Origin of the sequence: Brevibacillus invocatus (genome assembly GCF_003710915.1) — a bacterium.
GTDB lineage: Bacteria > Bacillota > Bacilli > Brevibacillales > Brevibacillaceae > Brevibacillus > Brevibacillus invocatus.
Map to the genome: position 1 here is coordinate 38,236 of NZ_RHHR01000002.1, position 21,724 is coordinate 59,959.

Consider the following 21,724-nt stretch of genomic DNA (forward strand, 5'->3'; position numbering starts at 1 on the left):
TTACACAGGCTCACCTAATAGACGTATGAAAGGTGAAGGATAGTTGCATAAAACAGAAATATTTTCCTTATGAGTAAAAAAACCGCATAGGGACGTTTCCTTATCGGAACACATCCTGTAGCGGTTTTTGCGATCTATCGTTTTGTCTGATGATTGTTTCCAGCTCCTCGCGTGGAAGCTTGTTGATGACATGTATGAAATAGCTGGCTAGCTCTTCATCGAATTGTGTTCCCGCTCCCCGGCGTATTTCCTGCAACGCTTCTTCTACTGGCAAGCCTTTGCGGTAAGGACGATCAGCCACCATCGCATCAAAAGCATCGGATATCGCCAGAATGCGCGCAATCAGTGGAATTTCATTACCGACCAAACCATCCGGGTAGCCTTTGCCGTCGATGCGTTCATGATGGGAGCGGATTGCGGGCAGCAATTCATGGAACATCCCAGCCTGTTTAATGATCTCGTATCCGATCACCGTGTGCTGTTTGATTTTATCGTATTCCTCCGGTGTTAGCTTTCCCTTTTTGTTCAAAATTTCGTCTTCGATCCCGATCTTCCCGATGTCATGCAGAATGCCGCCAAAGTAAACCTCTTCTACCTTCTCGGGAGACATGCCGATCTGTTTGGCAATTTCTCTGCCCCAGTGAGCTACTCGCTGAGAGTGGCCACTCGTATAATGGTCGCGGGCGTCGATGGAAGCTGCCATGGTTGTCAGGAATTTATGGTTGAAGCTTTTCACTTCTTCTACTTTTTGCTGGAGTTTTTGAACATTCTCATAGTAATGAAGAAATACATAACTAATTGTAAAAAATGCAATAATCATGGGGGCAAGCGCAACGAGTCCGTATGATTCAACAAGTCTTGAGCCTACACCAGCCAGGATCATGAGTAGAAGATACGTAGAGGTAAACCCTCTGGTCATCTCTTTGACGGCACGCATCCAACTCATTTTATAAAAATAAGAGATACCCAGGCCACATAAAATCAAGTTCACAAACCAGTAAACGACTGCTAACAACAAGTCTGAAATGAGTGGCGAAATGACGTGCAAACTTTGAAACCACTCATTTAAAAAAGCTACTGTCCATATGGTCATTAATAACTGGCCGAGATTAACAATAGCTTTTATAAGATTAAAACGCACAAGAAAAGCGATGATCAGAGCCTCGATCACTGCTGTCCAAACACCAACCCATACCCCATAGAGGAGTATTCCTGAGAATATCACTGCATTGTTAACAGTTAAAACGGCATTCGAAAGTCGGACTGGAAGAAAGCATGAAAAAACGGTGAGGAGAGTATATATAAATAATACCCCCCAATGCTCTCTGGGTTCCCACTCAGATAATGATGAATAAAAAATACTGATTGCTGCTAGCACAAATCCCACTTGGACAATGATGCCCTTTATAATAAACCTCAAGTCATTTTTTTGTCGCATAGCTTTTACCTTCTCGGAGTTGTATTAGAGATATTGGCTTATTCATAAGTCGCTGTACTAGTAAAAATGCCCCGAGCATTATAAAGATGTCCCCGATACTAATAATGCGCGGAATGATCGAGGGCATATAGATCACATCTGTCAAAAATGGGAAATTTGAACTTTCAGTTAAAATGGAATGCTTGAAATTGGTTCCATTGATTACAGGCTCCAAGTCATATGGCAATTTTTTCGCCTGTTCTGGATCAATAGGCATTTTACCACCGTTCGTCCAAATGGCAATTGCATTTAACAGCCATCCAACCAAGAAGATTCTAATATCTTCGAATTCCCGATTGAACAATAGAAACGCCAGAATAAAAACATAAGCTATCGAGATGAAAATGCCGCCTTGCAACGGAAAAAAAACAGCAAACGCTTGCAATACAACGGTAACAACCAACAAATAGATTTTGTGAAACTTAGGAAATTCCTTTATTCTTCCTCCCCGTATTAAGGCGACGAGAAATGAAAAACAAATGATGTCCAAGAGCATGTAACTTTCCCCCAAGTTTAAGAAAAAACACCACTTCAAGCAAGCGGTGTTTCTTCATTGCAGTTATTAACCAATGTGCCAGTTTGCTGATGTAGCTGCCACAATAGCAACCACCATCATAATTGCTGCGAACCATTTTTTCATTTTCGTTCCCCCTCCTTCTTACATTGTGGAGAAAGCTGGTTTCGCTACTTGTGCGAGATAGAAGCCAAGCGACCATATAAAGCTTCTACCCCTCTTTCCTTTCTCACATGGAAAGTGAAAGGGCGGATTCGCTACTCGCTCCATACGGACCAAGCGACCAAATACAGTCCGTATTTCTTTGCGCTTTCTTACCTATATTTTACACGTTAGTGACAAAATTCGGCAATGATAGTTTTATATTCTATGTGATTATCATCAAATTGATTCTATAGCACTAGATCGATCATCACACAAGAGCTGCTAGAATGGCCTTTTGGGCATGAAGACGGTTCTCTGCCTGATCGAAAATGAAAGAACGAGGGCCATCTATGACGCCTGCTGTCACTTCCTCGCCGCGATGAGCTGGCAAGCAGTGCAGGAAGAGATAGTCTGAATCGGCATGAGCCACCAGTTGTTCATTCACCTGATACTGGGCAAAAGCCTTCATCCGTACCTCATTCTCTTCCTCAAAGCCCATGCTGGTCCATACATCGGTATACACCGCATCTGCCCCCGCTACTGCCTCTGTCACATCATGCGTCAGCAACAGCTTGCCGCCGCTTTCCAGCGCATATTGCTGCGCTTTTTGCACGATGGAGCTCTCCATTTCATAGCCGGCAGGTGTAGCTACCCGCACATCCAAACCAAGCAGAACGGCAGCCAGCACGAGCGAATTGGCTACGTTGTTGCCATCGCCGACGTAGGCCAGCTTGATGCCTTTCAGCTTCCCTTTGTGCTCCCAGATCGTCAGCATGTCGGCAAGTGCCTGGCAAGGGTGGTACAAGTCCGTCAGACCGTTGATAATCGGGATGGACGCATGCTGGGCAAGCTCCTCCACGTAGGAGTGGGAGAAGGTGCGAATCATCACAGCGTCTACATAGCGGGAGAGCACCTTAGCCGTATCACTGATCGGCTCTCCCCGTCCCAGCTGCAGCTCTTTTCCGCTGAGGAACATTCCCATGCCGCCGAGCTGATACATGCCCACTTCAAAGGAGACACGCGTACGCGTAGACGCCTTGTCAAAAATCATCCCCAGCGTTTTCCCTTGCAAAGGCTGGAAAGGCTGTCCGTGCTTTTGGAGCTGCTTGATATGAGCCGCCAGTTGAAGCAGCTCCATCAGCTCAGTTCCGTTAAACTCGTCAATGCGCAGCAGGTCTTTTCCTTTATGCTTGCTGAGCGGCAAGTTTGGTAAGTGTTCCAATATCTTCACTGGCTGCATGAGAGCCACCTCTTTTCTTCAGAATCGATTTCACGTATAGCTCAAAGGTTTCCACTGCCGAGAACAACGGTACGCCTTGCTGTACCAAGCGACTGCGCAGAGCGAATCCGTTGCGCCCCTGGCGATTTCCCTTCGTCGCGGTAACCAGAGCAAAAGCCGCTTTCTCCTGTTGCAACAAGGAAATCAGTTGGTCGTCCTGTTCCACTACGCTGTCAACATCGACACCCTGCGCGGACAGCCACTCCGCTGTTCCTGGCGTCGTCGCCAGCTTGGCTCCATCTTCTTTCATTTGGGCAATGCTTGTGACCAGCTCCGCCTTTTTGTCACCGTCTGTCAACGAGAGCAGCACCAAGCCTCCAGCTTGCCAATCTCCGTACATGTTGTCCTTGAAAGCAAATGCTTTTCCTGCCGCCTCGGCAAACGTTCGTCCCAAGCCAAGCACTTCACCTGTAGACTTCATCTCTGGACCTAGTGCCGGGTCGACGCCATTCAGCTTGACAGTCGAGAAAACAGGAGCCTTGACGACTGCAAACGGGATATCAGGCAAGAGCCCTGTTCCGAAATTCATCGCTGACAGCTTCTCTCCCAATTGCGCGCGCACAGCCAGCTGGACCATCGGAATTCCGGTCACTTTGCTTGTGATCGGAACCGTACGTGAAGCACGGGGGTTTACTTCCAGCACGTACACCGTGTCTCCATCGATGACAAACTGGATATTGATCAAACCGATTGCACCCATTTCACGGGCAATCGCATCAGTATAGCTCGCAATTTTTTGTTTCACTTCATCAGAAAGCTCTGGCGCAGGGAAGAGGGCTACGCTATCCCCGGAGTGAATGCCGGCTTTTTCAACATGCTGAAAAATACCTGGAATAAGGACGTTCTCTCCATCACATACAGCATCTACTTCTGCTTCTCGCCCCGGAACGTACTTGTCAACCAGCAACGGGAAGAAGGTGCTGCTGTCCGGATGGTTCAACCAATCGTTGATCGTCGCTGACAGCTCTGACACGTCATGGACGACAGCCATCCCCTGTCCGCCGATCACATACGATGGACGCATCAATACCGGATAGCCGATCTCTTCAGCGATTGCCGCCGCATCCTCTTGAGAAGAGACTCCCTTTCCTGGAATGTGCGGAATGTTTAGCTTGCGCAGCATGTCGTAGAACAGTTCACGGTCCTCTGCTCGAGCGATCGCGTCCAGCGATGTGCCCAGCACCTTCAGCCCTGCTTTTTCCAGCTTGGCTGCCAGGTTGATGGCGGTTTGTCCACCGAACTGAACCATGACGCCTTCTACCTGCTCGTGCTCTGCGATGTGCAGAACATCCTCCACGTGAAGAGGCTCGAAGTATAGGTGATCTGCCGTTTCGTAGTCCGTACTGACTGTCTCCGGGTTGTTGTTGACGACTACAGCTGCAATCCCGCTCTCCTGCAAAGACTTGGCTGCGTGAACGGAGCAATAGTCGAATTCAATTCCCTGACCGATACGGATCGGACCAGAGCCCAGCACCAGCACTTTGCGGCCAGCCAGGTTCTCGACTTCGTCCACACCTTGCCAGTCGGAGTAATAGTAAGGGGTTTGCGCGTCAAATTCAGCCGCGCAGGTGTCTACAATTTTATACGTTGGCGCGATGCCTGCTTGCTTGCGCTCCGCTTTTACTTGTTCAGCTGTAGAGCCGATCAGGGAAGCGATCGTCTCGTCGGCAAAGCCGCGTTTCTTCGCTGTCATCAAAAGGTCTGCAGGCAATTCACTGCCAGCATGGGACCCCAGCTCCACTTCTAGATCCACAATCTTGCGAATGCTGCGCAGGAAGAATGGATCGACGCCAGTCAAGCTGTGCAGCTCCTCTTCGGTAAAGCCCTTGCGGATCGCTTCTGCCAAAACAAACAGACGAATGTCGGTTGCTTCCTGCAAAGCCGTACTCAATTGCTCATGCGTCCAGGATTCCAGCTCTGGTCTGGAGATGTGCGTGCAGCCCTGCTCCAGCGAGCGAACCGCTTTGAGCAGTCCTGCTTCCAGATTGCGAGCGATCGACATCACTTCTCCCGTCGCCTTCATCTGGGTTCCCAGCTTGCGATCTGCCAGCGGGAACTTGTCAAACGGGAAGCGTGGAATTTTCACTACGATATAGTCGAGAGCCGGCTCAAAGCTGGCGTACGTATAGCCCGTGATCGGATTGAGAACCTCATCCAGTCCGTAGCCCAAAGCGAGCTTGGCTGCGATCCGGGCGATCGGATAGCCCGTAGCTTTGGAAGCGAGCGCGCTGGAACGGCTCACCCTTGGATTTACTTCAATCAGTACATACTGATCAGACAAAGGATCGAGTGCAAATTGAATGTTGCATCCACCTACAACGCCCAAGGAGCGGATCACTTTGGTGGAAACACTGCGCAGCATTTGATACTGCCGATCCGTCAAAGTCTGGGAAGGCGCGACAACGATACTGTCTCCCGTATGAATCCCTACAGGATCGAGATTTTCCATGTTGCACACGATAATGCAGGTGTCGTTGGCATCACGCATCACTTCATACTCGATTTCTTTCCAGCCTTTGACGCTTCGCTCGATCAACACCTGGCCGATCGGGCTTGCTGCGATCCCGCCTGCTGCTACCTTGCGCAAGGTCGGTTCATCTGCAGCGATCCCTCCGCCTGCTCCCCCCAATGTATAGGCGGGACGCACAATGACGGGATATCCAATCGAATTGGCAAAGGCAATCGCTTCCTCTACCGACTCCACGGTGTCGCTCTCCGGTACAGGCTCACCGATTTGCTGCATCAGCTGTTTGAACAATTCACGGTCTTCCCCGTTTTGAATGGCTGCCAGCGGAGTTCCCAGCAGCTCGACGTTGTACTTTTGCAAAACACCTGCTTCAGACAGGGCAACAGCCAGATTCAGACCAGTCTGGCCACCCAATGTGGGCAAAAGGCCATCTGGTCTTTCCTTGGCGATGATCGCCGTGACAGATTCCAGCGTCAGCGGCTCCAGGTATACTTTGTCAGCTACCTGTTCATCTGTCATGATCGTAGCCGGGTTGTTATTGACCAGGACGACCTCCACGCCTGCTTCTTTCAAGGACAGGCAAGCCTGTGCGCCTGCATAGTCAAATTCTGCTGCCTGACCAATGACAATCGGACCAGAACCAATAACCAATACTTTATGAATGTGTGGCAATTTAGGCATATCTGTTCGCTCCTACTACGCGCATCGACTGCAAGAATTGGTGGAAAATGTGAGAAGTATCGCTAGGTCCGGGATGTGCTTCCGGATGGAACTGTACACTGAAAACGGGCATGCTCTGATGACAGAGTCCTTCGACCGAGCCGTCATTGACGTTACGATAGGAGACCGTCAGCTGTCGTTTGTCCAGCGACTCCTCCTTCACCACGTACCCGTGATTTTGCGATGTCATGTAAACCTTGCCTGTCATAAGCTCCTTGACAGGGTGATTGCCGCCGCGATGACCGTACGCCAGCTTTTCTGTCTTTCCGCCAAACATCAGGGCCAGCACTTGATGCCCCAGGCAAATGCCAAGCGTCGGAATCTGTTCCACGAGTTTGCGCCATTCGCTGCAATACGCGAGGAGATGCTCAGGGTCACCAGGGCCGTTGGAAAAGAGCAGACCATCTGGCTGCAGTTCTTTGATCTGGGAGATCGGCGTGTCAAAAGGCACGACGGTTACTTTGCACTCCATTTTGAGCAAGGCGTGGAGAATCGAGGTTTTCATCCCCAAATCCACGAGTACCACATGCTCGCCGTTACCTGTGTAGCGTAGGATCTGCTGTGTGGAAACATCAGCGACCAGCGATTTCTTCGCATGCTTGGATCGCAGGGAAACGACTTCCTCCGCGGACAAAATACGGTCGGAAATCACGCCGAATACCGGTCCATTTTGCCGTACGCGCTTGGTAATCGTCCTCGTATCGATTCCGGCGAGAATCGGAAATCCGTATTGATCCGCAATCTCCGCCAGTGTTTTTCTGGACTGATAGTGGCTGGGCTCATTGCACAGCTCACTGATGATCATTCCTGTGAGAGCAGGCTTAGCTGCCTCGAAATCCTGATCGTTAATGCCGTAATTGCCGATCAGAGGATAGGTAAAGGTGACGATCTGCCCTGCAAAGGAAGGGTCGCTCATCACTTCCTGATACCCTGTCATTCCTGTATGAAAAACCACTTCACCAAATCCGCTAATCAAGGCTCCGTATAACGTTCCTGTAAAAACCTCGCCACTCTCCAGCGTGAGGTATCCTGTTCCATGTCCAGTGTTCTCTCTATTCATCTATGAAAGCCACTCCTCTCCAAAGGGCACTCGCTAACCTGAATATATGCAACCATGTGTATTAATATACATTTCATTTAATAAAAATGCAACGAGTTTTTTGAATCCTTTCACTCGTTGCCCATGACAAATCATTCCATCTATTCACTATGTTTTACGCGAGGATTTCATCCAGGACCGTGATCACCTGCTCAACTTCAGCCTGTGTCGTTACGAAGGAAGGCAGCAAACGCAATACTTGTGGTCCTGCGCTCAACAGAATGACGCCCTTCTCGCGGGCCGCATGGATGACATCGTTTGCAGGAATGGTCAATTCAACACCCAGCAGAAGACCTTTTCCCCGGATTCCACTGATCTTTTCCGGATGTGCAGCCTGCAGTTTTTTCAGAGCTTCCATAAGCGTGTTGTGGATGGCTGCTACTTTCTCCAGGATTTGTTCTTCTTCCATCGTCTCCAAGGTAGCGATACCAGCCGTCGTCGCCAATGGATTTCCGCCAAAGGTCGTTCCATGAGTCCCCGGTGAGAAAGCTTCCGCTACTTCAGCAGTAGCCACCATCGCTCCGATCGGAAATCCACTTCCCAAACCTTTTGCCAAGGAGATCGCATCCGGCTTCACACCGTACTGCTGGAAAGCAAACCAGGTGCCCGTACGACCTATGCCCGTCTGTATCTCATCGACCAAAAGCAGCAAGCCATGCTGGTCACACAGCTCCCGCAAGGATTGAACCCACTCCACGTCTGCCGGGTGTACGCCGCCTTCTCCCTGTACTAGCTCAAGCATGATCGCGCACGTCTTGTCGGTAATAGCTCCTTGAACGGCAGCCAAGTCGTTGTATGGAACCGTGACAAAGCCCTCTGGCAAAGGTAAAAAACCGTCTTTTACTTTCGCCTGTCCGGTTGCGGTCAACGTCGCTAGAGTCCGTCCATGAAAGGACTGCTCAAACGTAATGACCTCATACTTGTCAGTTCCCTTTACTTTTTGCGCGTATCTGCGGGCAATTTTGATCAGTGCTTCATTTGCCTCAGCCCCACTATTGCAGAAAAAAGCTCGGTCCAGACCGGACAAGCGGCTTAATTTTTCCGCGAGTACTTCTTGCTGCGGGATGTGCATCAGATTGGAGCAATGCCAGAGCGTATCCAGTTGCTCGTGCAGTTTTGCAGTTACCTTTGGCGGAACATGCCCCAAGGAAGTGACTGCGATGCCAGAGGTAAAATCGAGATATTGATTCCCCTTGTCGTCCCATACCTGGTTGCCTTGGCCTTTGACCAGACTGATCGGCCATCTTGCATAGTTATTCATGAGATGTGTAGAAGCCGTTACGGTGCTCATGCTCATTCTTCCCTCCCTTGTTAATCTTGTTTCACTTTCATACGAACAGTAGTACCTACAGCTTGATTGGCGCATACAGCCAGTAGGTCTTCAGCTGTCCCTTTGCATATGACGACCTGATCGACTCCTTGCCCGAGTGCATCCAGAGCGGATTGAACCTTCGGAATCATCCCTCCAGTAATCACTTCATCGGCAATCATCTGGGCGATGTCATCGGCGCTGGTCTCCTTCACCACAGCCTTGCTGCCATCTGTCTGCGGGCGGAGAATACCCGGTACATCGGTTACCATTACCAGCTTCTCTGCTGCCAGAGCTGCGGCGATGGCACCTGCGGCAACATCTGCATTGACGTTGAAGTGTTCCGTTCCATCCGCACTGACAGACAGCGGAGCGATGACTGGTACATAGCCCTGAGAAAGAATGGCTTGGGGAATCCCGATATTCGTCTTTTGAATTTCTCCTACCCATCCAAGCGGCTTGCTCGTCTTTTGTGCTACGAGGGTCTGCCCATCAATCCCGCTCACACCCCACGCCTTTGCCCCTGCCTGCGTCAATCTGCGCACGAGTGACTTGTTAATGCTGCCGCACAAGACCATTTCGACGACACCCAATGTATCCTCACACGTGACGCGCAGCCCATCCACGAATTGCGGCACAATTTGGACCCGATCCAGCATGGCGTTGATCGCAGGACCGCCGCCATGTACGATCACCAGCTTCTTTCCTTCCTCCTGCAGCTTGGCAATTGCCTGAAAAAAGCTGTCTGGCAGTTGATCCATTGTGCTCCCGCCACATTTGATTACGACAATGCCCTCCATCTATTGTTCTCCTCCTCTACGGGAATACGGGTACAAGCGGCAACCCCGCCGTTTCTGGCAGATCAAACATCACGTTCATGTTGTGAATGGCTTGCCCTGCCGCGCCCTTGACCACGTTATCGATCACGGACAACACGATGACACGCCCCGTACGTTCATCTACATGTACAGCGATATCACAATAGTTGGAACCATACACCTCTTTTGTACGAGGGTGACTACCTGCTGGACGAACCCGTACAAACGGCTGGCCGGCATACGTAGAGAGAAGCAATTCCTGAATTTGTTCCGCACTCACCTGTGCGCTCAATTTGCCGTACGCTGTCGCCAGAATCCCTCTAGTCATCGGGATCAGATGAGGAGTAAATTGTACGATCGTCTCCACACCGCTCTGGCGCTTCAATTCTTGTTCAATTTCAGGCGTATGCTGATGCTGTCCTACCTTGTAGGCATGGATACTTTCATTGAGTTCACTGAAATGCACACCCAGTGAAACCCCACGCCCGGCTCCCGAGACACCGGACTTGGCATCCACGATCCAGCTCTGGGGATCTACCCAGCCACTTTTCGCCAATGGGAGCAGTCCGAGCAGCGTAGCGGTTGGATAGCATCCTGGGTTGGCAATCAGTTTGGCTCCTTCCACCAGCTCCTTGTTCCATTCCGTCAGTCCGTATGCGGCCTGCTTGATCCAATCTTCAGCAGCCGGCTCCCTTTTGTACCAGTTCTGGTATACCGCTGGACTCTCTAACCGAAAATCCCCAGACAGATCAATGACCCGCCCCCCCATCTCCACCACTTGAGGAGACAACTGGGCACTTACACCTGCTGGCGTCGCGAAAAACACTACATCATTTTCTTTGCTCAAATGATGGGCATCGATGCTCGACAGCGCAGGCAAGCCCAGATTGTATACATGCGGAAAAATTTTGTCCAGAGGCTCCCCTTCTGATGAGCTGGAATACAAATTCGCAATACGTACCTGAGGATGTCCTGCAAGCAGCCTAACAAGTTCCGCTCCCCCGTAACCAGTCGCCCCAACAATTCCGACCCGAATCATGATGGTTCCTCTCTCCCTGCTCTGTATTTTTATACATGAATAATAATAAAAATTCGAACCGAAAACAACCCTTTGTGCGAATTGCTTGTAAAAGCCAAAAGTAATCATGCATAGAAACGAGGAGCAGAATGCACATAGAAAAGGAAAAAGCGTCCGATCCATCTCGGGCGCTTCTTCGTTACTTGATAAAGCTTATTTCTTGTCTGCCAACCACGCAGCCAGTGTTTCAGCATCGTCACCTTTAGCCAGACCTGGCGGCATGGAGCCTTTACCATTCTTCAACACTTCCAAAATCTGGTCCTTACTCAACGTGCCGCCAACCTTTTGCAGGTTCGGGCCGACCGCTCCTTCGAGTGTTTGACCATGGCAACCTGCGCAGGTGTTTTTATACAGCGCTTCTGCAGTCGCCGCATCATAGCTTCCAGATGGAGCAGTGGACGGAGCTTCGGTAGAAGGTGTTTCTGTTGCAGGCTGATTGGTATTGGGTTGAGTCTGTTGACCTCCGCCACAAGCGCTAAGGGCGAACACGAGTACAGCCGCAACCACACTAAGTAAAAGACGTTTCATGGGCTGTTTCCTCCTTTTCTCGATATTCTCCGCTAAGTATACCCTGACGTGAACAATTCATTCCTCTAGAACTATTTTAATGGCAATTCAAGTGGATTCCATTCACGCAGCTCCAGTGTACGCGCTCCTCCCACCACAACAGGGTCCGCTTCTGCCAATTGGCGAGCTTCTTCAGGCGTATCTGCCTTGTACATTACCAGACCGCCTTTTTTATCGGTAAAGGGACCTGCCATGACGACTTTTCCTTGCTTGTACAGGTCGTTGATATACTCCAGATGAGACGGTCTCAGCTCTGTATTTTTTTCCTGGTCGATAATAGGCAAAAAAGCTACATACAACATGTTTTCCTCTCCTTTTTACTACCTGTTTGTCTGCATTATACCATTTGCATGGAAGATGACACCATGTACGTCCTGGTTGCGCTTTACACAGATTAACCAATAAATATTTATTTTTTCAACAAATGGAAATAAATGAGTAGGATTTTCTTCTTTTATTCACGAAGGATTGTAGGAAAAGTGACAGGGAGGCGGTCTATGGGATGGGCAAAATGGCACATGTGTATTCGGCTCTTTTCCACCAAAATCCGGATGCGGTTTTCATCATGGACAGTCACGGTCATTTTACTGAGGTCAATGCTGCGGGCGAGTCTTTATCAGGGTTCAGCTCAGCTGAATTGCGCACCATGACGTTTCGCGATCTTTTTTTGCCTTTAGGAGATCAGTATTCCCTTCGCAGCAAGCTGGGGCGCCTGATTGAGATCAGCCTGGCGAATCTACCGGTTACGGGAGATTCCAAGAACGAAAGAACCTGTGTGATCGTGAAGGATATCCGTATGCAAAAGAAGATGGAAGTCGCTCTGCGGCAATCACAGGAAAATTTTAGACTTATCACAGAAAATGCGGATGATTTAATTCGCATCCTCGACCGATATGGCGGCATTACATACGCTTCGCCCTCGCATGAAACAGTATTGGGTCTGACGTCAGATGAAGTGCAAAACCTTCCTGGCTTCCATTCCCTGATTTATGTCGAGGATCGGCAAAAGGCAATCGACGACTTTGCGTTTATGGTTGAGACAAGACGTTCATTTAATCACGAATATCGATACCAGCATACGGATGGCAGTGTCCTGCTGTTTGAAGTAAGAGGCACACCAGTCATCGGTGCAGATGGTGAAATGGAACGTGCCGTGATTGTGGCCCGCAACATTTCAGAAAGACGCCGGTCAGAGGAGCTGCTTCGCTATTCGGACAAGCTCTCCGTTTTAGGGGAGCTGGCAGCCGGTATCGCGCATGAAATCCGCAATCCGCTGACCGCAATCAAAGGATTCATTCAATTACTAAAATCTGATGCGTCAACAACATACGGCTGGCTGCCCATTTTCCAGATCGATCCCCTGTCATTATTGGAGACGAATTTCAGATCAAACAGGTGTTGATCAACATTATAAAAAACGGCATGGAATCCATGCCGTCAGGAGGACTACTTACGATCGAAGTGACGCAAAGCCAATCCGCTGTAAACATCTTTATTCGTGATCAAGGTGAAGGCATCCCCATGGAACTCATCCCCCGATTGGGCGAGTTGTTCTTCAGTACCAAGGAAGCAGGTACGGGACTGGGCCTTATGGTCAGCTCCAAAATCATCCGTGATCACAACGGAACAATCGAGATCACCAGCACAATTGGGGCTGGAACGACAGTGCTCATTTCACTGCCGGCCATTGGTGAAGCAGCTGAGCTCGCAATTAGCGAGTAATCTGGGAGCGCAGATAGGCATCGATAAACGTATCGATCTCCCCATCCATGACTGCCTGCACGTTGCCCACTTCAACGTTCGTCCGATGATCCTTGACGAGACTGTATGGATGGAAGACATAGGAGCGAATCTGGCTGCCCCAGGCGATATCCTTTTGCTCCCCTTGAATAGAAGCGAGTGTCTTTTCCTGCTCTTCACGCTTGCGTTCAAATAGACGGGCCATCAACATCTTCATGGCACGTTCACGGTTCTTGATCTGAGAACGTTCAGTTTGACAGGTCACCACAATACCTGTCGGAAGGTGAGTAATCCGGACAGCGGAGTCAGTCGTGTTGATGTGCTGACCACCTGCACCACTGGAGCGGTAGGTATCCACCTTGAGGTCTTCCGATCGAATTTGCACCTCATTGTCGTCCTCGATCTCTGGCAGCACATTGCAGGAGACAAAGGACGTATGGCGACGGCCTGAAGCATCGAAAGGCGATATGCGAACGAGACGATGAACCCCTTTTTCTGATTTGAGGTACCCGTAAGCATTGTATCCCTTGATCAATAGGGTAACGCTTTTGACGCCCGCTTCATCTCCTGGCAGGTAGTCCAATGTTTCTACCTTGAAGCCTTTGGCATCTCCCCAACGCGTATACATACGCAAAAGCATGGAGGCCCAATCCTGCGATTCTGTACCACCCGCTCCCGGATGCAGCTCCAAAATCGCGTTGCTCTTGTCATACTCGTCGCTCAGAAGCAGCTCCAGCTCAAAGCTTTCAAATGACTTACGCAGTTCCTGCGTGCTGTCATACAAGTCCTGAATGAGAGAATTGTCCCCTTCCTCGATGACCAATTCCAGCATCAGCTGAAGGTCTTCGTATTGGGAATCCAGTTTGCCCATCGTCTCGACGAGGCTTTTAATGACATTCAGCTCGCTGATCGTTTTTTGTGCAGCGTCGTTGTCATCCCAGAAGTCAGGAGCCAGCATCCGCTCCTCCAGCTCACCAATCCGCTCTTCCTTTACAGGGAGGTCAAAGAGACCCCCTGATATCTGCTAAACGTTTAGCCATACTAGACATCTCTTGTTTGATGTCCGCAATGTCAATCAATGCCATGTTGCGAATCACCTTCTCTTCTCTAAGCTTGTGTTTATTGTATCGTAAATTCACCGATGCGCAAACACAACAGCGCGTCAAATCCAGAGAAGAAAGGTTCGATCCCAGGCCTTTTCTACAATAGACCCCGCGGCGGAGAGAGCGACGAACGTACGCCTCGCTGTTTTTGGGCTTGCCCACTCTCTTTTTGTGGAAAGGCGATCACCGATTGCTGTGCATTCGCAGACTTCATTCGCGTGTTCAGCCTGTTAGTCAGCATCACTGCGCTGCGCTCCTTTGCTTGGAAGCCGACTTGCTTGGTGCCGGGATCGAACCATCCCTTGAAATAAATCACTTGCTTTTGCCCGGACCAATTGGCTTGAGGAATTTCCTTCGTCAGCCTGTCCTCATAAAAGACGGGGTCCTGCACGGTAAACAGGTGCACCTTCTCTTCCCTGTCCACCGGGTAATCTGTATGAATGATTTGTATTTGATTGTTTTCTTTTCCACCGCGCATCACTGCTCTTAAGGTAGCTCCAATGTTCTCCAGAATTTCTTTCGCCTGTATGCCTAGCACGTTGACTGTCGTATTCATGTTCTCGTCCCCCGTCCACGTGTAATGTGAAAAAGTGTTGTACTTACGATTCTATGTTTTTCTCAAGCAATTACCAGCAGAATCGTTCGATGACATTTTGCAGTGTTAGACAAATCGACGCACCTGTTGCAGTGAGAAAGAATGGATTGGGACGAACGCTGTCTATTGGATAGGAAACAACAAGAAAAAAACCTTCCCTTATTGGACTAGGCCGTTAAGGAAAGGTTTTCGTACATGAATCGAGTCAAATTATTGGTTTTTCTTGTTCTGACGGCGACGCTCCTGATCCATTTGACGTCGCTGGGCGCGGTTCTTCGGATCAGCATCACCAGAAGTAGAGCTGGTAGGACGACTGTCAGGTCCCGAGGCTTCCTGTTTGGAGGTTTCGATTCCCTGGCCAGCGATGACATCTTGACGCTCGAGGTTTTGGCTTACTTCTGCCTTCATGATGTACATCGCCACTTCCTCATCGACAGCAGCCACCATCGATTGGAACATCTCGTAGCCTTCAAACTGATATTCACGCAGCGGATCGTTTTGTCCGTAAGCGCGCAGGTGAATCCCTTGACGCAGCTGATCCATCGCATCGATGTGGTCCATCCATTTGCTGTCCACTGCACGCAGGATAATAACCTTCTCGAACTCGCGCATCATGTCGCCAATTTCCGCTTCGCGCTGATCGTATTGTTTCAGCACTTCGTTTTTCAGAAGCTCTGTAATCTCTTCCGCTTCCTTGCCTTTCAGCATTTTCGCGGTAATCACTTCATCGTGCAGGAACGTATTGTTGGCTGCATCTGCCAATGCCTGCAGATCCCAATCCTCCGGAACCTCTTCTTTCGGACAGAATGCTTGCACATTGCGCTCCAATACTCTGAACAACATCTGAAGCGCTATCTCGCGCAGATTTTCCTGCTCCAGAATATCGCGGCGCTGCTTGTAAATGACGGAACGCTGCTGGTTCATGACGTCATCGTACTGCAGAACCACTTTACGGGCATCGAAGTTGGAGCCCTCGACACGTTTTTGCGCAGACTCTACTGCACGGGTCACCAGACGGCTTTCGATCGGCATGTCTTCTTCCATTCCCATACGATCCATCATGCCCATGATATTGTCAGCACCAAAGCGGCGCATGAGTTCATCCTGCATGGAGAGGAAGAATTGAGAAGAACCTGGGTCACCTTGACGTCCTGCACGACCGCGCAGCTGGTTATCAATACGGCGACTCTCGTGACGCTCTGTACCAATGATATGAAGGCCGCCGATATCGGCAACACCTTCACCTAGCTGAATATCCGTACCGCGACCGGCCATGTTGGTGGCAATCGTTACCGCACCATACTGACCAGCGCGAGCGATAATCTCAGCTTCACGCGCATGCTGCTTCGCATTCAGTACATTATGCGGAACGCCTTTTTGCTTCAGCATTTGGGAGAGCTTCTCGGAATTTTCGATAGAGATCGTACCCACCAGGATCGGCTGACCTTTTTTATGGCGTTCCACGATATCATTCACAACAGCCCGATATTTAGCTGCTTCTGTCTTGAATACCAGGTCAGAAGCGTCTTTGCGCAACACGGGCTTGTTGGTTGGGATCGCGACGACATCCAGCCCGTAGATTTTCTTGAATTCTTCTTCCTCTGTCTTGGCTGTACCTGTCATACCCGCCAGTTTTTGATACATACGGAAGTAGTTTTGTAGGGTAATCGTCGCCAGCGTCATGCTCTCGCTTTGCACACGCAGCCCTTCCTTGGCTTCGATCGCCTGGTGCAAGCCTTCGCTGTAACGACGACCGACCATCAAACGACCGGTAAACTCGTCAACAATCACCACTTCGCCGTCTTGCACCACGTAATCTACGTCGCGCTTGAACAGCACTTGAGCTTTCAACGCAGCCGTGATGTGGTGATTCAGCGTCATATGCGCAGTATCGTACAAGTTCTCGATGTTAAACGCTTTTTCGATCTTGGCTACCCCTTCATCCGTCAGGGAGACGATCTTCAGCTTTTCATCGATCGTGAAGTCTTTTTCCTGCTCCAAACGCTTCACAAAGTGAGAACAGATGTAATACAGCTCCGTGGAGCGATTCGCAGATCCGGAAATGATCAGTGGTGTACGCGCTTCGTCGATCAAGATACTGTCGACCTCGTCAATGATCGCAAAGAAAAGAGGACGCTGCACCATCTGTTCCTTATAAAGCACCATGTTGTCGCGCAGGTAGTCAAAGCCGAACTCGTTATTGGTACCATAGGTTATATCACAAGCGTATGCCTCGCGCTTTTCTTCTGCGTTCAGCCCGGTTTTGTTCAACCCCACCGACAAGCCCAGAAAGTTGTACAGTTTTCCCATGATACTGGAGTCGCGCTCTGCCAAGTATTCGTTCACTGTCACGATGTGGACACCTTTGCCCTGGAGCGCGTTCAGGTAGGTAGCGAGCGTAGCAACCAGCGTTTTACCTTCACCGGTTTTCATCTCCGCAATACGCCCTTCCTGCAGAACCATACCACCAATCAGCTGTACATCGAAGTGGCGCATGCCCAAAACGCGCTTGGATGCTTCACGGACTACAGCGAACGCTTCGTTGAGAATGCTGTCCAGCTTTTCGCCCTTTTCCAGACGAGCTTTAAACTCCTCTGTCTTGGCACGCAGGCCATCATCTGAAAGCGCAGAAATACTCGGCTCCAGCGCGTTAATGGCTTCTACGCGCTTAAACATCTTTTTGACTTCGCGTTCATTGCTATCGCCAAACAATTTTTTTACGAGTCCTAACATGAGGACACCCCTTCCATATGCTCCCAACAGGCTCTTGAGCTTAGCCTGTGCAGGAGGGTTCCACATATCCTCATTCTCGCAAAAAAAGCTATCGTTTTCGCGACAGAACGGGATATCGATTTTTTTTCTACCATTTTAATGCTCTCTAAAAAGCTATTTTATCAAAACATTGCTCAGATACACAAGTAAAGGGAGTTGCCAATAGCAACTCCCTAGTTTATACGAGTATGCGCTTGAAAGGTTGCGTTATTTAGGCTCAATCAACCCGTAACGCCCATCGTTGCGACGATACACGACATTGACGTCATTGGTATCGCTGTTTTGGAAAACGAAGAAGCTGTGACCCAGCATATCCATCTGCATGACTGCCTCATGCGTATCCATCGGCTTCAGGTCGAAGCGTTTGGTTCGGACAATATCGATATCGATGTCCTCGTCATCCTGATCAGTCATCATGACAGCCACCGGTTGGGCGTCTCGCTGCATGGCCCGGCTGTTGCTATCCACTCTCAGCTTTCTCATCAGCTTTGTTTTGTGCTTGCGAATCTGACGTTCCAGCTTTTCTACCACCAAATCGATGGCAGCATACATATCTTCATGCGTTTCCTCTGCTCGGATAATCACCCCGTTCAGTGGGATGGTTACCTCGATCGTGCCTTCTCCTCGATGCACCTGCATGGTAACTTGTACATCTGCTGGGAGCGGTTCTTCAAAATATTTGGTAAGACGGCCGACTTTCTTTTCCACATAGTCACGAAGTGCTGCGGTGATCTGAATGTTTTCTCCACGAATGTTGAATTTCATGGTTCCAACCTCCTTCCGTCTATATAAAGGTATTCGGCACGATTGTAAAAAATCCTCCTCGCAACTTTAAATAATCTTTACTTTCATTTTACTTTACATGCAAAAATCGACAAAATCCTACCAATACTTACGATATTCTCTATGATATAATGGACGAAAACACTCAAATACGCCGCGGTTGTCGATCGCACAGGAGGCCCTCACAATGACAGAGGTGAAACCTTCCCGCTCTATCATTGGAAAAACACTGGCAAAAGATGTATACAATGAATATGGGCTCCTACTATTACCTGCAGGTGTCGCCCTACATCAGAGTGACATTCGACTGCTCCATTCTCATCAAGTTCGAACCGTATTCGTAGCCGATTTGAACGAGATTTTGGAACTACAAAAACCTTTTCCCCTTTTGTACCAGACAGAAGAGGAGGGGACGCGACAATACATGCTGGCTGTCATGCGGCTGGAACAATTGTTTCAACACATCTCAATTGGCAAAATCCCTGCTCTTCGCCAGTTTAGTCAAGCCTTCAGCCCTCTATTTGAGTATATCGTTCCAAATTGGGGCTTTCTTCGCTTTGTTTACAATATGGGAGGAACTGAGAATTACCTGGCACGTCACTCCGTCCATGTAGGCATCGTCGCCGCCTTGATCGGCAAATTGATGGGCTTATCAGAAGAGACGATCTCTTTGTTGTCGCATGCCGGACTCTTGCACGACATCGGCAAGCTGCATATTCCTGACGAGCTGCTTTCCAAGCCTAGCCACCTGGAGGCCGAGGAATATGAAGTGATGAAACAGCATACCGTCTACGGTGACCAGATCATACGCAAGATGGAAGGCTCCGATCCGCTGATGGCTTTGTGTGCGCTGCTCCATCACGAACGCCTGGATGGTAGCGGGTATCCACTGAACCGGATGAAGCCGGAGATTCCTTTAGAATGTCAGATCGTCAGTGTCGCTGACTTTTTTGACGCACTGTGCACGGATCGCGTCTATCGAAAAGGCGTCTCCCCGTTCGAAGCTGCCAATCTGCTCTGGGAACAAGCTTGTGCCAAAAAACTGCACCCTACGATTGTCTCTTGCTTCATTCAATACATCGCCATGCTGTATATCGGGTCCCAAGCTGTACTGAATACAGGGGATGCCGTCGAGATTCTGCTCATACATAAGGATGAACCTACTCGCCCACTGGTCCGCAGAGGCGATGAATTCCTCGATTTGCGCCAGTACCGCTCGCTTCACATCACAAAAATGATCGGCTAAAATACCAATCCCCCTGCACCCGTTTACTTGGGTACAGGGGGATTTCATTTGTTCTACAATTTGACTACGTTGGCTGCTTGCGGACCGCGGTCGCCTTCCACAATATCGAATTCTACCTCTTGTCCTTCATCCAAAGAACGGAAGCCATCCGACTGGATTGCGGAGAAGTGTACGAATACATCGTCGCCGCCCTCGCGCTCGATAAAACCAAAACCTTTTTCTGCGTTAAACCATTTTACTTTGCCTTGCATGAAACAGCACAACCCTTTCTTATTTACCGTTTTGTAAGAAACTGGGACATTCTCCCGTGTCTGACTATATCATTCCCAATTTGGACAGTCAAATCCCCTGTTTTCCATCAACGCGTCGAATATTTTTTCTCCAATCCCCGCACGACCACACGCGAGAGGAACAGCGTCAAGACCAGATACACCGCTGCTTCCGTCAAATACGGCGGATAGCGTTCAAAGGTGCTTTTCGCGACGTTCATCGCCGCATAGTTCAGGTCAGGAGTAGCAATAACGGCTGTCAGAGAAGAATCCTTTAAAAGAGAAATAAATTCGTTTCCAAATGCAGGAAGCATGCGAGTAAACGCCTGCGGCAGAATAATCGTGCGCATCGCCATTCCTTTGGTCATCCCCAAGGAACGCGCTGCCTCCATCTGACCAGGGTCGATCGATTGAATTCCGGCCCGGAAAATCTCCGCTATATACGCCGCCGCATTGAGCGACAACGCGACAAAACCGGAATAGATCGCTTCCGGACTGTTCTCCCCTGGAAACAAAAGTCCCCAAATCGAGGGAATGATAGCAAAGTGGATCAACAAGATCTGCACAAGCATCGGCGTCCCGCGGAACAACTCCACGTAGATAGAGCAGATCCAGCGCAGGATCCGAATGCCCGACATCTTCCCAAGACTGATGAATAATCCCAGGATGGTTCCACAAACCGTAGCAACTACAGTGAGCAGAATTGTGACCATAACGCCCTTGTAAAAAAGCTCCCGGTAATCATAAATGACGCTCCAGTCCAAACGTCCCTTCCTCCTTTACGCACGCTGTCAACGTTTCGGCTGTTGCTGTCAGGCTGCGGGTGCGCCCCAGTCTGACGCACCCGACCTGTTCTGTGTGCTTTATTGGTTGCCGAAGTATTGGTTGTAGATTTCCTGGAGCTTGCCGTTTTCCTTGATCTTTTTCAGACCGTCATTGATTTTGTTCAAAATCTCGGTATTGCCCTTTTTCACCATGATGCCGTAGTATTCTTTTTCAAAGGATTGGTCATCGACAAGCTTGAATTTCTTGCCCGGGTTTTTCTTCGCGTAGAACGCAATGACCCCGTTGTCTCCTACTACTGCATCGACGCGTCCATTAAAGAAGTCGTCGACGGAGGAAGGCATATCGTCATAACCTTTTAATCCCGCGTACGTATCGCCAAACGCTTTCTTCACTACCTCTTCTCCCGTAGTCGCTGCCTGGACACCGATGTTCTTTCCTTCCAGGTCCGCCAGTTTCGTCACTGGGGAATCCTCGGGCACCAGGATCAACTGATTGGCCACGAAGTAGGAATCAGAAAAGTCGTACTTTTCTTTGCGCTTGTCGGTGATGGTAATCGAGGAGATCCCGATGTCTACCGTTCCTTTGTCCAACCCGTCAAAGAGCGGGTCCCATCCCGTATTGCGCCATTCGATCTTGAAGCCTCCCGCTTCCGCAACAGCATTCATCACATCGATGTCATGGCCCGTGATCTTGCCATCAGCCTCCAGCACCTGGAACGGCGGGTAGGCCGCGTCCGTCCCGACCACGTACACCTTTTCTCCGGATCCGCCCGACGCCCCGCTGCTTGGCGCCGCGCCCGATCCACAGCCCGCTGCCACCATCCCGAAACCAATCGTCAGCGCAAGAGTTGCCATCCACTTCTTTCCAAGTTTCATGTCATAACCCCCTAGATCTGTCTGATTCATTTTTGTCCCCAACCATGTCCACAAGAAAATCACGCGGTTTTGGCATTCTCCAC

General features: G+C 49.7%; 20 protein-coding genes and 1 riboswitch. Of the genes, 3 read left to right on the plus strand and 17 right to left on the minus strand.

Annotated elements, in window-relative coordinates; genetic code table 11:
• Window positions 1-100: 100 nt before the first annotated feature.
• The 10 genes from EDM52_RS25580 to EDM52_RS00620 form a co-directional block, all read right to left on the minus strand.
• On the minus strand, window positions 101-946 hold the full coding sequence (locus EDM52_RS25580; RefSeq protein WP_420866950.1) for an HD-GYP domain-containing protein: 846 nt from the start codon (window positions 944-946) through the stop codon (window positions 101-103).
• A 475-nt stretch (window positions 947-1,421) separates the two neighbouring features.
• Window positions 1,422-1,973 carry a DUF5317 family protein gene (locus EDM52_RS00580; protein ID WP_122907099.1) on the minus strand — a complete coding sequence of 184 codons (552 nt, stop codon included), beginning with the start codon at window positions 1,971-1,973 and terminating at the stop codon, window positions 1,422-1,424.
• Window positions 1,974-2,228: 255 nt separating this feature from the next.
• Window positions 2,229-2,312, minus strand: a riboswitch (cyclic di-GMP riboswitch).
• A gap of 91 nt (window positions 2,313-2,403) precedes the next feature.
• Window positions 2,404-3,375 (minus strand): ornithine carbamoyltransferase, encoded by a 972-nt coding sequence (gene argF / locus EDM52_RS00585; protein ID WP_122907100.1) that lies wholly within the window; start codon window positions 3,373-3,375, stop codon window positions 2,404-2,406.
• On the minus strand, window positions 3,320-6,562 hold the full coding sequence (carB, locus tag EDM52_RS00590) for a carbamoyl-phosphate synthase (glutamine-hydrolyzing) large subunit (RefSeq protein ID WP_122907101.1): 3,243 nt from the start codon (window positions 6,560-6,562) through the stop codon (window positions 3,320-3,322). The genes argF and carB overlap by 56 nt, the downstream gene beginning before the upstream one ends.
• Window positions 6,555-7,661, minus strand: coding sequence for a carbamoyl phosphate synthase small subunit (locus EDM52_RS00595; RefSeq protein WP_122907102.1), 1,107 nt, complete (start codon window positions 7,659-7,661; stop codon window positions 6,555-6,557). The genes carB and EDM52_RS00595 overlap by 8 nt, the downstream gene beginning before the upstream one ends.
• 154 nt (window positions 7,662-7,815) lie before the next feature.
• Window positions 7,816-8,991, minus strand: coding sequence for an aspartate aminotransferase family protein (locus tag EDM52_RS00600; RefSeq protein ID WP_122907145.1), 1,176 nt, complete (start codon window positions 8,989-8,991; stop codon window positions 7,816-7,818).
• A gap of 20 nt (window positions 8,992-9,011) precedes the next feature.
• A complete protein-coding gene (gene argB, locus EDM52_RS00605) occupies window positions 9,012-9,809 on the minus strand; it encodes an acetylglutamate kinase (protein WP_122907103.1) in 798 nt (265 codons plus the stop codon).
• A gap of 16 nt (window positions 9,810-9,825) precedes the next feature.
• Window positions 9,826-10,866, minus strand: coding sequence for an N-acetyl-gamma-glutamyl-phosphate reductase (gene argC, locus EDM52_RS00610; RefSeq protein WP_122907104.1), 1,041 nt, complete (start codon window positions 10,864-10,866; stop codon window positions 9,826-9,828).
• 192 nt (window positions 10,867-11,058) lie between these two features.
• The gene (cccB, locus tag EDM52_RS00615) at window positions 11,059-11,433 is read right to left on the minus strand and encodes a cytochrome c551 (protein WP_122907105.1); all 375 of its coding nucleotides are present in this window, start codon (window positions 11,431-11,433) and stop codon (window positions 11,059-11,061) included.
• A 71-nt stretch (window positions 11,434-11,504) separates the two neighbouring features.
• The gene (locus EDM52_RS00620; RefSeq protein WP_122907106.1) at window positions 11,505-11,774 is read right to left on the minus strand and encodes a YciI family protein; all 270 of its coding nucleotides are present in this window, start codon (window positions 11,772-11,774) and stop codon (window positions 11,505-11,507) included.
• 200 nt (window positions 11,775-11,974) lie between these two features.
• On the opposite strand from EDM52_RS00620, the gene EDM52_RS00625 reads away from it, so the two are divergent.
• The gene (locus EDM52_RS00625; protein WP_245996402.1) at window positions 11,975-12,874 is read left to right on the plus strand and encodes a PAS domain S-box protein; all 900 of its coding nucleotides are present in this window, start codon (window positions 11,975-11,977) and stop codon (window positions 12,872-12,874) included.
• Window positions 12,868-13,194, plus strand: coding sequence for an ATP-binding protein (locus EDM52_RS25050; protein WP_245996403.1), 327 nt, complete (start codon window positions 12,868-12,870; stop codon window positions 13,192-13,194). Before EDM52_RS00625 ends, EDM52_RS25050 begins: the two co-directional genes overlap by 7 nt.
• On the opposite strand, the gene prfB is transcribed toward EDM52_RS25050, so the two are convergent.
• The 4 genes from prfB to hpf form a co-directional block, all read right to left on the minus strand.
• Window positions 13,184-14,297, minus strand: a protein-coding gene (gene prfB / locus EDM52_RS00630) for a peptide chain release factor 2 (protein ID WP_122907107.1) whose coding sequence is annotated in 2 segments (ribosomal slippage) — window positions 13,184-14,215 and window positions 14,217-14,297 — 1,113 coding nt in all. Because the reading frame shifts where the segments join, the coding sequence is not laid out codon by codon here. The genes EDM52_RS25050 and prfB overlap by 11 nt on opposite strands.
• Before the next feature lie 115 nt (window positions 14,298-14,412).
• The gene (locus EDM52_RS00635) at window positions 14,413-14,871 is read right to left on the minus strand and encodes a hypothetical protein (RefSeq protein WP_122907108.1); all 459 of its coding nucleotides are present in this window, start codon (window positions 14,869-14,871) and stop codon (window positions 14,413-14,415) included.
• 249 nt (window positions 14,872-15,120) lie between these two features.
• Window positions 15,121-17,643, minus strand: a complete 2,523-nt coding sequence (gene secA, locus EDM52_RS00640) for a preprotein translocase subunit SecA (RefSeq protein ID WP_122907109.1) — start codon at window positions 17,641-17,643, stop codon at window positions 15,121-15,123.
• Between the two features lie 246 nt (window positions 17,644-17,889).
• Window positions 17,890-18,447, minus strand: coding sequence for a ribosome hibernation-promoting factor, HPF/YfiA family (hpf, locus tag EDM52_RS00645; RefSeq protein WP_122907110.1), 558 nt, complete (start codon window positions 18,445-18,447; stop codon window positions 17,890-17,892).
• A gap of 205 nt (window positions 18,448-18,652) precedes the next feature.
• Between hpf and EDM52_RS00650 the strand changes: the two genes are divergently transcribed.
• On the plus strand, window positions 18,653-19,711 hold the full coding sequence (locus EDM52_RS00650) for an HD-GYP domain-containing protein (RefSeq protein ID WP_122907111.1): 1,059 nt from the start codon (window positions 18,653-18,655) through the stop codon (window positions 19,709-19,711).
• Window positions 19,712-19,764: 53 nt separating this feature from the next.
• Here the strand turns inward: EDM52_RS00650 and cspD are convergent, their stop codons facing one another.
• From cspD to EDM52_RS00665, 3 genes are all read right to left on the minus strand, one after another.
• Window positions 19,765-19,962, minus strand: coding sequence for a cold-shock protein CspD (gene cspD, locus EDM52_RS00655; protein ID WP_122907112.1), 198 nt, complete (start codon window positions 19,960-19,962; stop codon window positions 19,765-19,767).
• A 107-nt stretch (window positions 19,963-20,069) separates the two neighbouring features.
• Entirely contained in the window at window positions 20,070-20,744 is a 675-nt protein-coding gene (locus tag EDM52_RS00660; protein ID WP_031306328.1) for an amino acid ABC transporter permease, read from the minus strand.
• A 99-nt stretch (window positions 20,745-20,843) separates the two neighbouring features.
• Window positions 20,844-21,641 carry a basic amino acid ABC transporter substrate-binding protein gene (locus EDM52_RS00665; RefSeq protein WP_122907113.1) on the minus strand — a complete coding sequence of 266 codons (798 nt, stop codon included), beginning with the start codon at window positions 21,639-21,641 and terminating at the stop codon, window positions 20,844-20,846.
• Between the last annotated feature and the right edge of the window lie 83 nt (window positions 21,642-21,724).

Coding starts and splice junctions, on each gene's coding strand:
- EDM52_RS25580 (WP_420866950.1), bottom strand. CDS start 946: ATGAGTTGGATGCGTGCCGTCAAAGAGATGACCAGAGGGTTTACCTCT.
- EDM52_RS00580 (WP_122907099.1), bottom strand. CDS start 1,973: ATGCTCTTGGACATCATTTGTTTTTCATTTCTCGTCGCCTTAATACGG.
- argF (WP_122907100.1), bottom strand. CDS start 3,375: ATGCAGCCAGTGAAGATATTGGAACACTTACCAAACTTGCCGCTCAGC.
- carB (WP_122907101.1), bottom strand. CDS start 6,562: ATGCCTAAATTGCCACACATTCATAAAGTATTGGTTATTGGTTCTGGT.
- EDM52_RS00595 (WP_122907102.1), bottom strand. CDS start 7,661: ATGAATAGAGAGAACACTGGACATGGAACAGGATACCTCACGCTGGAG.
- EDM52_RS00600 (WP_122907145.1), bottom strand. CDS start 8,991: ATGAGCACCGTAACGGCTTCTACACATCTCATGAATAACTATGCAAGA.
- argB (WP_122907103.1), bottom strand. CDS start 9,809: ATGGAGGGCATTGTCGTAATCAAATGTGGCGGGAGCACAATGGATCAA.
- argC (WP_122907104.1), bottom strand. CDS start 10,866: ATGATTCGGGTCGGAATTGTTGGGGCGACTGGTTACGGGGGAGCGGAA.
- cccB (WP_122907105.1), bottom strand. CDS start 11,433: ATGAAACGTCTTTTACTTAGTGTGGTTGCGGCTGTACTCGTGTTCGCC.
- EDM52_RS00620 (WP_122907106.1), bottom strand. CDS start 11,774: ATGTTGTATGTAGCTTTTTTGCCTATTATCGACCAGGAAAAAAATACA.
- EDM52_RS00625 (WP_245996402.1), top strand. CDS start 11,975: ATGGGCAAAATGGCACATGTGTATTCGGCTCTTTTCCACCAAAATCCG.
- EDM52_RS00635 (WP_122907108.1), bottom strand. CDS start 14,871: ATGAATACGACAGTCAACGTGCTAGGCATACAGGCGAAAGAAATTCTG.
- secA (WP_122907109.1), bottom strand. CDS start 17,643: ATGTTAGGACTCGTAAAAAAATTGTTTGGCGATAGCAATGAACGCGAA.
- hpf (WP_122907110.1), bottom strand. CDS start 18,447: ATGAAATTCAACATTCGTGGAGAAAACATTCAGATCACCGCAGCACTT.
- EDM52_RS00650 (WP_122907111.1), top strand. CDS start 18,653: ATGACAGAGGTGAAACCTTCCCGCTCTATCATTGGAAAAACACTGGCA.
- cspD (WP_122907112.1), bottom strand. CDS start 19,962: ATGCAAGGCAAAGTAAAATGGTTTAACGCAGAAAAAGGTTTTGGTTTT.
- EDM52_RS00665 (WP_122907113.1), bottom strand. CDS start 21,641: ATGAAACTTGGAAAGAAGTGGATGGCAACTCTTGCGCTGACGATTGGT.